This is a genomic window from Synechococcus sp. N5 (assembly GCF_900473925.1).
Lineage (GTDB): Bacteria > Cyanobacteriota > Cyanobacteriia > PCC-6307 > Cyanobiaceae > Parasynechococcus.
On record NZ_UCNI01000007.1, the window covers coordinates 170,764 to 177,092 of the forward strand.

Here is a 6,329-nt window from a genome sequence, read left to right on the forward strand (position 1 = left end):
TTTAGCCTCATCATCACTAAGAGCGACTGAAAGCAACTGACAGCAGCTCTTAAAGCAATTAGCCTTCGCAAAAGAACAAATGCCCTAAGGAGGCAAGCTTGAGCAGAGTCGAGCTTCGCGCCGCAAAGATTCCCAGCATCCCAGGAATCATTGCTGATCACTATTGGCTACTGGTATTTCATAGCGGTAAGGGCAACAAGCTTCAGAAATGCGATAGATGGGAGATATGGCAAGAAGCTCACTGCAACAATTCATGCTGGGGCCACCTTCATAAAAATCTTCTGGCTCCCTACCAAGGCGTTGGCAACGGGCCATCACAATTAATTCAAAAGTGGATAGACGAAGAGGCTATATCGATAATCGAGAAAATTGAATCATCTCCAGATACCTATCCCTTCATCAATGAGTACAGATACTGGCCTGGACCGAACAGCAACACATTTGCCCAATGGGTTGTCCAAGACAAGACAACCCTCTGCTCAAGAGCAATAGGCAGAAACTTTCCAGTGCCAGACAAACATCCAGCCAATACAAACCGAAAGCAGATTTTCTGACGACACGTTCATCCGCATCAGTCGCAACCAGCTTTACGTCAAGTACAGAGTCCCAAACGATCGTTGATTAAAGTACAGTCATCACATGATGACGTGTGAAACCAGTGAAACTCCTCAAAAAAACTGGGATCCTCTTGGTACTTGCTGCAGGGTTTCACACCCCCAAAGCACTCGCCGAAATAACTGTTTATAACGTCAATGCAATTCACGAGCTTTTTAGTGAAAATGAATTAATTGGCTGCCAAAAAGATCTATCACAACAAAAAAGCTCTTGTATTTGGAAGAGTAGATAAAGTTGACAACGAAAACGTGATTATAGAGGGAGGCAGTGAATTTGGGCGCTTATTCTGCGCATACAGCAGTCAAGATTTGAATAAAGTTGTTGCTCTTAGAGAAGACAGCAGAGTCAAGGTCCGTGGAACACATGAAATAAGCTGGGCCCCTTGGGGTATGTTCCTAAACATGTACGACTGCAGGTTGCTCTAATTCCGGGGCATCAGGGCTGACCCGAGATGGTCGCAAGCTGTTTTACGTCAAAATCACTCGTCAATAAACTCTGTTGTAGGCATGCCTTCGACAGAGGCAACTGTCACCCAAACAATAGTTGGTTCTTTCCCAACATTTTCAACGTAATGAGGCTCGTTGGCACCTTCAACAAACGCCTCGCCAGGCTTGAACTCGGTTTTAATTTCAGTACCATCAGACTGAACTCGAGTATTAAGTAAAGATCCAGATCTCACACCTTGTACATAAACCATCATTGGGGCTGGGTGAGTATGGAGAGGAATCTTTCCTCCAGCAGGAATCTCGACTCGGTAAAGGCGCAACTCTGGCTTACCTGCCGGGTACTTAAGAGCAGTTCCATTCAGAGTTTCAGAACTGATAAAAACCTCTTGGATTAAAGGCTTTGTTGAAGCTGACGATGTTTCAGCTTTTTGTTTTGGACTACATGCAACTAATGCCAGGGCAATGGTGCCAAATGCGAGAAGGCGCTTCATCCAAGAAGTGATGCTGGATTAATTCTGACCTAAACAGTCGCAACACGCATTACGTCAAAACGGGCCATCAACCCAATTTGAGAGATGAACTCTCACCAGGCTCAGCAAGAACGTAGTGAGATGTGGTTCCCGTCGAGCTATGGCCGAGCGTCGCCGAAAGGGTGAATACGTCCACCCCGCGCCGAATGGCATGAGTCGCATGGGTGTGTCGGCAGCGGTGCGGGTGGAGCCGGACGTTTGCTTCCCGTCCCCACATCGCCATGCGAGCGGCCACCGCCTGACGGGTCAATGGGCCATTCCTTTTATTACTTGGGAAAAGCCAGTCGCCAGGCTCGCCGCGGCCCAACGACTCGACCAGCGCCACCCATTCGGCATGAACGGTGGATGCGTCTGGCTTGAACTGCACCACCTTCTGCTGCTGCTCGGAATACAGCCACCCCTCACCACCAGCCTTTTCTGGCGCCCCTGAAAGCTGCGGTTCTTGTTGGGCATGCCTCAGTTCCTAGCCAGACTGGATGGCATGCTGAGACTTTTGATTTGAAACGGCTACTACTGCTTTCGCTTCTCTGCCTGGCGCCTGGCTCTCAAGCTACAGATTACGTCCAATGCGAAGCCATACAAAGGGCTGCTGCGCGCTTGAAGGCGGCTATGGATACCGAAGCCCTAGCGAGTCAAAACGCAATCATCCTGCCTGCAATGGAGAAAGCCAAGGAAAGATGTCATGCAGAATTTGTCAACGATGAAGTCCTTAACTGCATGGTGAGGAGAATGGCTCCCTACGAGGCAGAAGGAGTATTAGCGAGAGAGTCAGTTGTCGAAAAATACGCCCCACGAGTAGATCGGGTACTAGACGACTATGAAGCCATGAGCTGCTACTGAAGATGAGTCCTCTTCTTCTGCTGTTTGGCTTAGGGCTTGGGGGTTATCTCGCCGTATGGCGCAATAAGCGAGCCTTAAAAGTCAAAGCAAGGCGCAAGTGTTAGCTATCCTCTGCTAGCTCAATCACGTTACGCAGCGTCGCCGACTCCAGGTTCAAGCACAGCACTTAGCAAGCGAAACCACCGCCTACATAGAGGTGACTTCGCCGCTCTCAGAGGTGCAAATCAACCGGAGCACTGAAATTATAACTCTGGAGGACAAGCACCTTGTGTATCACTTACAACTTAAATTGAGTTCCACTCTTCTCAGCGACCACTTGAATGAATGGGGTAAGGGGTAGCACTGCGTAAAGGCCCTTAATTCCACTTAAGAAGTTTTGGTACGACGCCGTTTCGCCCGACGTGGCTTTCCTTGCTTGGGCTGCTCGGAAGCCTTGAGATAAACCTTTCTTCCCTTGGCATCGACTCGATACAAGCCACCCTTTGGGCCTCTGTGAATCTCGGACTCTTGATCAGCACGAACTGTCTGATGAGCACGCTCTTTGAGCGTTGGTCCATTTGCCTGATCAGGCTTTTTGAGGAATAGCCGCTTCAACAACAACCCAAGAGCCTTGAGCATCGGAAGAAGGTTGAAATAACAGCCCTAATAAAGCGTCACTGTCAAGAGATCAATTCACTAACCAAGACGCAGAGAACTGCTGTCCCGAGGGTTAGCAGCCACGTAATGACCAGTGGTCGCGCTCGATGAATGCCCGAGGGTGGCTTGAAGGAGGACGTTCAAGAGGTCTGCGCTCCGCACTCCATAACGCTGATTGTGCTGCACCACAGCGGTCACAGCCGTCAGGGTGAAGGTGCGGTCGCAGCATCACGCGGCAGCACAGCACTGCCCGCGGCGTTCAGCCAGGTCATCAACCTGACGTGGTTCAAGCGGAAAGAGTCCAAGACCGACAAGCGGGTGCTTCTTGAGACCGAAGGCCGCGAGGAAGACCTTCAGCTGCTGATTCTTCAGAACACCGGCGGCTGGAACCTTGAGGGTGACGCCTCTGAGCAACTGGAAGCCCTGTTCAAACAAGAGCAGGAGGACAAACTCTCAGACGCCATGGCTGACGTTCTGGAGCTGTGCCGCGAACGGTGGAAGGACTTCGAGCGCACGACCCGCAGGGACGTGGTTCAGCACTGCGACAGCTTCAAGGACAAGGACCGCAAGCATTGCGGCATCTGCAGTGCCTTGAAGCCAGGTGCTGCTGGAGAGGAGGGTCGACACCACTGACAAGAGCAGGGTGATCGCGCGGAGGCCACCGGATAACGGTCCTGACAGAGCTGTCCGAACCGTCTGGCAGGAACCCATTCTTGGGCATACGGGAGCGACGAACGACTTGAACGGAGCCGTGAACTGCGACAAGAAACAGCTCCATCACCGTTGTGGTGACAGCTTTCCCCTTCTTCGCCGTCTTCCACTAAGGGAAGTGAGGGCTCACTCACCCATTGATCCACAACTGACCGCCGTCCTCAGCATGTGAACTCGGACGTATCAGCTCCCCCACCAGGGGGCTTTTTTTGGGGTTTTTCGATGAAGTGGATGCTGCTTCTTGTGCTCGTAGTAATTGGAGTTGGGACCCTTATGGGGACCACGGCGCTGCCAGTGCTCTGAACTGACCAGCTCCACCCGGTCAGTTCAGAGCCACCAGGGAGTGCTTAAGGATCAGCTAGGGAGGCTGATTCAGGAACATTCCGGCTCAGATAAAGAGCATTGGAAAGGCCCATCACAACGGTGCAGCCCGCAGGGCCACAAACCCGATAAAAGTGATTGCCAATGGACTCAACGGTTCCGCGCCCTTGAACCGAATAAGGGAGTTTCAGCGCTTCAGTCATAACGACAGCTTGAAGGCGCAAATGATTCTCATTTCGCAGGGGGTGACCTGGTCTGCGACGGTCGCTACCGGTTTTACCTTTCCTTGCGCTTCGACACTCAGCGCAACAGCCTCCGCAGAGTTTGGCGACGCAATCTGAGTTTTGATTGTTACGAGAGTCCTGCCCCGGCCTGGCCGATTTACCGGCACGTGCCGGTAGACCGCCGGATCAAAAAGGCCCGTTAACCCAGCCGGAGAGATGAACTCTCACCAGGCTCAGCAAGAACGTAATTAGACGTGGTTCCCGTCGAGCTGTGGCCGAGCGTCGTCGAGAGCGTGAAAACATCCACCCCCCGCCGAATTGCATGAGTGGCATGGGTGTGGCGGCAACGGTGCGGGTAGAGGTGCACGTCGGCAGCCTTTCCCCATCTGGCCATGCGAGCGGCCACCCCCTGCGGGGTCAATGGCCCATTCCTTTTATTACTTGGAAAGAGCCAGCCCTCAGGACCGCCGCGGCCCAATGACTCGAACAGCGCCATCCATTCGGCATGAACGGTGGATGCGTCTGGCTTGAACTGCACCACCTTCTGCTGCTGAGCGTTCATAAGCCACCTCTCGCCGCCAGCCTTGGCAGGATTGTCTCCGTAGCGGGGCCCTTCCTTAAACATGGCTACAACTAAGGACTGACACCCCTCCACCATGGACGAGGCCACGTTCTGGGAACCGACCGACGAATTTCTGAAACAAGCCGACTACGACCTGAAGCTCTTGGTGAAGACCTGGAAAGAGGAATACGGCGCAGATGACTACGCCTGCTCAATGGTGTTGCGGACCATCGCCGACAGCGTTTATCTGCCTGAGGGCCAACCGCTCGTCTAGCCATGTTCTTGGACGTAATCGGCGTTCTTCTGCTCGTTGCCCTTCTGGTCTTTGGTGCCGGGGCTTTGTGGAAACCCCTTAGAGGACTGTGGGGATTTATTTCCCAGAGTCAGGCACTGGATTGGTGGACAAGAAAGCCCATCCTCCCAATCGTTCATGGCAAGAGCGGTGGCCGCTACAAGCGCATCTACCGCAAGAGAACACGCCGCTCCTCCTATGGACGCTTCTAAGTAGCCGTAACTCCCATTGCGCACGAAAAAGCCAGGTGCAGTTTCCCCACGCAACCCGGCTTCGACGCAAATCAAGTCGTTCTGAAGCTGGACTTGACCCGTCCCGTAGTGATTCAGTTCTGGCTCAACTGTTCAGCTGAATACATGAGCTGACTGGCGCATTGACTAAGGGGGCAGCGTCACCCCCACATCTGTCCAAGAGCTTGAGCAGTCAGGGCTTGCTGACCCTAAGTATTAATGCTCGCTAGTCAGCTGCCTGTAGTTCCTTATGGTTCGTCAGTCTTCTGACCCGTAGGCCCCCTTTCAACAGCATTAGGCAATGCGCCTCCGCTTTTGGAAACGCCAATCGATGACTGACCACACCCTCAGCATCTCCGCCGCACTGCGTGAAGCGCAGCTGCAGCGTCTTGAGGCTTCTCTAGCTTCAAAGTCAGCAGCCAAGCCTGAGCCTCAAGTCGAGGCCCCAAAAGACAAGGACGAATCAGTTCGCGACTGACCGTTAACGGTCGTCCTTCAGCCCTTGATAAGCACGGCATATTGAAGACATCCAGCTCCGGCTGATGTTCTCTGAATACTTGTTGTGGAGGCGCTTGTCTCGACAGTTCTGGGCGTCTTGCTCGCCTGGTTCACCACCCGGCTGATCATTTGGTTTTTCAGCCCTGATCGGTATCGGCGAGATCGCAGGTCAGAGGATGGATGAGCGTCTAAAGGTCGCTCTTGGTGCGACGGTCATCGCGGCGATCTTCGCTTTCGGGGCCGGTGGGAACTGGTTGTTTTTCCTTGTCCTCACCTCTATGGCAATCCTCGTGACCTGGGAGTTCGGCTAAGAAGCAGATGAAAAACCTTCTCCTGCTTTTGGTTATTGCGGCATCCATCTGGGCTGGGATTGCTCTGGACCGAGCTGGTTGGAAGTACCGCAAGCAGCTTTGGCAATTTCAAG

General features: G+C 53.0%; 6 protein-coding genes. 3 read left to right on the forward strand and 3 right to left on the reverse strand.

The window, feature by feature from the left end:
• The first annotated feature begins 98 nt into the window (after window positions 1-98).
• Entirely contained in the window at window positions 99-554 is a 456-nt protein-coding gene (locus DXY03_RS09100; RefSeq protein ID WP_115010120.1) for a DUF3750 domain-containing protein, read from the forward strand.
• A 539-nt stretch (window positions 555-1,093) separates the two neighbouring features.
• Here DXY03_RS09100 and DXY03_RS09105 read toward each other — a convergent pair.
• Complete coding sequence (locus DXY03_RS09105; RefSeq protein WP_115010121.1) at window positions 1,094-1,552, reverse strand: cupin domain-containing protein; 459 nt, start codon at window positions 1,550-1,552, stop codon at window positions 1,094-1,096.
• A 67-nt stretch (window positions 1,553-1,619) separates the two neighbouring features.
• Window positions 1,620-1,961 carry a tyrosine-type recombinase/integrase gene (locus tag DXY03_RS09110; protein ID WP_371637735.1) on the reverse strand — a complete coding sequence of 114 codons (342 nt, stop codon included), beginning with the start codon at window positions 1,959-1,961 and terminating at the stop codon, window positions 1,620-1,622.
• A gap of 1,217 nt (window positions 1,962-3,178) precedes the next feature.
• Between DXY03_RS09110 and DXY03_RS09130 the strand changes: the two genes are divergently transcribed.
• Window positions 3,179-3,700, forward strand: a complete 522-nt coding sequence (locus DXY03_RS09130) for a hypothetical protein (protein ID WP_170952026.1) — start codon at window positions 3,179-3,181, stop codon at window positions 3,698-3,700.
• 822 nt (window positions 3,701-4,522) lie between these two features.
• Here the strand turns inward: DXY03_RS09130 and DXY03_RS12830 are convergent.
• A complete protein-coding gene (locus tag DXY03_RS12830) occupies window positions 4,523-4,981 on the reverse strand; it encodes a tyrosine-type recombinase/integrase (protein ID WP_371637736.1) in 459 nt (152 codons plus the stop codon).
• Between DXY03_RS12830 and DXY03_RS09140 the strand changes: the two genes are divergently transcribed.
• Window positions 4,980-5,159, forward strand: a complete 180-nt coding sequence (locus tag DXY03_RS09140; protein WP_115010125.1) for a hypothetical protein — start codon at window positions 4,980-4,982, stop codon at window positions 5,157-5,159. The genes DXY03_RS12830 and DXY03_RS09140 overlap by 2 nt on opposite strands.
• The last annotated feature ends 1,170 nt before the right edge of the window (window positions 5,160-6,329 follow it).